Source organism: Mycobacterium sp. (assembly GCF_035633495.1).
In the GTDB taxonomy this organism is placed as follows: Bacteria; Actinomycetota; Actinomycetes; order Mycobacteriales; family Mycobacteriaceae; genus Mycobacterium.
Genome location: NZ_DASQEU010000169.1, coordinates 1 through 3,752 on the forward strand (window position 1 = coordinate 1; position 3,752 = coordinate 3,752).

Annotated in this window: 3 protein-coding genes; 2 read left to right on the top strand and 1 reads right to left on the bottom strand. The window is 66.2% G+C overall.

Annotated features, from left to right (window positions below; translation table 11 throughout):
• Window positions 1-455: 455 nt before the first annotated feature.
• Window positions 456-1,547: a CoA transferase gene (locus VET27_RS24740; protein WP_526522443.1), complete on the bottom strand. Its 1,092-nt coding sequence runs from the start codon at window positions 1,545-1,547 to the stop codon at window positions 456-458.
• A gap of 389 nt (window positions 1,548-1,936) precedes the next feature.
• Here VET27_RS24740 and phoU point away from each other — a divergent pair, with 389 nt between their 5' ends.
• Together phoU and VET27_RS24750 are read left to right on the top strand one after the other, a co-directional pair.
• Window positions 1,937-2,605, top strand: a complete 669-nt coding sequence (phoU, locus tag VET27_RS24745; RefSeq protein WP_526522445.1) for a phosphate signaling complex protein PhoU — start codon at window positions 1,937-1,939, stop codon at window positions 2,603-2,605.
• A 366-nt stretch (window positions 2,606-2,971) separates the two neighbouring features.
• Window positions 2,972-3,752 (top strand): DUF5994 family protein (locus tag VET27_RS24750; RefSeq protein ID WP_526522447.1); only part of this gene is annotated, 781 nt, incomplete at its 3' end.

Sequence of the window (3,752 nt, forward strand, 5' to 3'; positions counted from 1 at the left end):
ACCGCCACGCCCGCTCGTCGAGATGCGGGCGGATCAACGACAAACGGGCGGCGGCCAGATCGGAGTCCACAACGGCAAGCGTCATACCACCAGTGTCGACCAACCAAACAGAAAAACCCAATTAATTACTGCGCGATTCCTAAGAGGCAGTCAGCAGCAGTCAGGGCGACCGTGATGAGCGCCGACGCGACCGCTGGTACGTAGATCTCGTTTCGTCGGCCGGGAGGGTCTACCAGTCGATGGTCAGCGACCTGCTGGCACCGAGTTTGACCGACGCGAGACGCTGGAGCTGCGGGTGCTCTACGTCGCCGCACCCGCGCGCAGAGGCGGGTGGTGGCCTGGTGGGCGCCCACCGCGAAGAACACCCGCTTGTCACCCCTCGCGTCCGGACAGCGCGCGGCTGGCGGCCAGACCCCCGCGTGACCGGGCTAGTACCCGAGCCATTCGGGCTCGGATTACCCGCGGGGTGCGACGACCGGATGCCCGGGCACGTTCCAGTGTCCCGGGGTCTTGGAGAACGTGATGCCGGGTTCGAGGTGGACCTGCTTGCCGTAGGCGCCGGTGAATGAGATGCCGCCGTCCAAAATGGGTTTGTGGTCCGGTTTTTCGATCGTCTCTTTCACATAGGCCGGGTCGAACACCCCCAGTTGTGAGTACCACATGGAGAATCGGGTCAGGGAGCAGCGGACGTGGTAGCTGCCGCCGTGTTGGGCGCGCAGGATCAGCGCGGCGACGACCCCCATGGCGGTGAGGTAGCCGGCGAGGTAGTCGTTGAGGATCACCGTCGGCGGCAGTAACGGTTGCTCTTCGGAGCCCTCCAGGACGGCGTAGCCCGACGTGCAGTTGGCGTCCATGTCGAACCCGCCCCGGCGCTCCCAGGGGCCGTCCCAGCCGAATGCGCGCAGGGACGTGTAGATGATGCCGGGGCGGACCGACGCGACCTGCTCGGCGGACAGGCCGAGGTCGGCGATCTTTCTGCCCCGGAAGTTCTCCACCATCACGTCGGCGCCTTTGAGGACCTCGAGGGCCTTCGCCTTGTAGGCGTCCTGGGCCAGATCCACCCAGGTGGACCGAAATCCCAGGTGGGTGTCTTGCAGCAGCGCATCGTATTCGTATTCGGGCCGCGCCATGTGCAGGACTTCGGCGCCCTGCTCGGCGAGGGTCCGCCCGGTGTTGGGCCCGGCGATGACGTGGGTGAAGGCGGCGACCTTGATACCCGACAGCGGTCGGGACGGATCGACCAGCGGCGGCAGTTCGGGCTCGCTGTCACCGATCTTGACGATCTCGATCATCGGAGTGCGCGCCAGAATCTCGCCCTGCGGGTGGGTGTACCACTCCTCGGGGGTGCGGCACATGGAGCCGATCATCCCGCGCTCGGCGGCGGCGTTCTCCAGGTCCAGTGCGTCCCACTTCGCGATGGCCTCCGCCATGGAGGTCTTGTTCAGATCCGCCTTCAGCAGCTCCATCCACGGCGGCACCGCGTTCGGATAGGCGGCGGTTGCCGGCGCCGTCCGTAGCGCCCACTCGCCACGGCTACCCTGCAGCACTTCGCCGTGGTCTCCCGGCCGGTCGTCAAAGCCGACCCAGGAGTTCCCAACCCGAAACAGGTTGAGATGCACCACTCTCGGCCCATATCCGCCAGGTTTGCCACCACAATATGGCCGCAGTTGAGGCGCCGGTAGCTACTTTCTGCCGAAGTCCACGGTTCCTGGGGCACGAGGTAGGGGAGATGATCCCGCTATAGGTGTCTACTCGGAGACCCACGTGTGGCTTTCTGGTGAAATACCCGGCGATCGCCGCACACGCCGGGAATACTTGCCCCCATCTTCCACAAGCCGCGGGTAGGCGGCCGCCCGGACAGGTCGTGCGGTGGCGATAGGCGGCACGGCAATGCAACACCGGCCATGTAGGCGACAAGTAACGGGAGGCCATAGCCATGCGGACCATCTACCATGAGCAGTTGGCTGCACTGGCTACACAGATGGGCGAGATGTGTGGGCTGGCCGGGGTGGCGATGCAGCGCTCAACTCAAGCCCTGTTGCAGGCTGATCTTGGCCTGGCCGAGCAGGTAATCAGTGACCATGAGCAGATCGTGGCGATGACCGCCCGCATCGAGGAGGGCGCCTTCGCGCTGCTGGCGCTGCAGCAGCCGGTGGCCGGTGAGCTGCGGGCCATCGTCAGCTCGATCCAGATCGCTGCCGACGTGGACCGCATGGGTGCGTTGGCCGTGCATGTGGCCAAGATCGCGCGGCGGCGGCACCCACTGCACGCGCTGCCCGAGGAAGTAAATGGCTGCTTCGCCGAAATGGGCAGGGTGGCAGTTGAATTGGGCACCAGCGCGAAGCAGGTGCTGCTGTCCCGCGATCCTGAGAAGGCCGCTAGCCTCCGCAAAGAAGACGACGCCATGGACGACCTGCACCGGCACCTGTTCACCGTGCTGATGGATCACGACGCGTGGAAGCACGGGATCTCCGCCGCTGTCGACGTGGTGTTGCTGAGCCGCTTCTACGAGCGCTTCGCCGACCACGCCGTCGAGGTCGGCAGGCGGGTCGTCTTTCAGGTGACCGGGACTCTGCCGCCGGAGGAAGAAGTCTCGACGTACTGAAACGTCGCAACGGCGATATCGACGGATTCGGGCGGGCGCTGGTCATTGCACCCAAAGTCCTCGTAGGGCGAATTAGCTGACTTGGCCGCATTGCAATCCCTGCGTGGCATTCGGGCCGGGGTGGTCCGAACTGGTGTCGGCGAGGATTGCAGGTCGATGCGCGCGCGGCGGGCCGATGAGCACCGAGCGGTGCCGCGGATTCTGGAAGGAGGGGAGGGATCACGCCGCCACCGTCACCACCCTCGCCGACGTGGACGGGTAGGCGCCCACAGTCCCCACGGCCCGGCCTGACGCTATCTGGCAACGTCCGACCGGTGCGGGCGACCGGAACGGACCGCTGAGCTGCAAGTTTCCCGCAGGCCTCTGATGTCCGGCCTGCGTTGTTTACTGCGTGGCTACGCTGCCGTTACCGGGGCTGGATACATTGGCGTTTCGCGCAGCGGTATCGGCGCACGCGTCGGTTATCTGCGTGGGTGTCGTTTCGGCGCAGTCTCCCGCCGACCGGAAGGGAACCTGGCGATGGACGACGATCCGCGAGTCAGCGGGCCGGTAGTCGATGCTGAGAGCGAGCCGCGGCTGGCGCTCAAGCCCGAACCGCCTTCGCGCCTCGACGGAACCTGGTGGCCGCGATCAACGCGGTTAGCTGTCGAGCTGCCGGGCCTGGTTGCGAGGTTGTCCGACCGGCTGGGGCAGGTCAGCGTGGTGGGCTACCACCGCGATGCGTGGACGGAGACGCCGTCGCAGGTCGAGATCGCCGGCCTCACAGTTCAGTTGCAGGGCGTGACCTCCGATGAGCCGAACAGTGTCATCCTGATCGGGGAGGGTCGTCACATCGCACTGCTCGTCATCCCACCCGACGCCAGCGAACAGGTTGCCCGACAAGAACTGGACGCGGCATCAGAACGCGCCGACGCTGGTATCGCTGTGAATAACCCGGCCGAGCGGTCCGCTGCCCGATCCGTGACCGAGGTGGCGGCCCGGTTGGCCCGTCACGAGGGGCGCGGCGACCCCCGGCGCGCCGCCGAGATCATGCGGTGGTGCGAGGAGACCGCTCAACAGTTCATCGATGCACCGATCCAGGCTTTCGTGCCGATCCTCGTCGAAAACCTTGTCCGCAGCCGGATGGACGCGCCCCGCGCAGCGACCA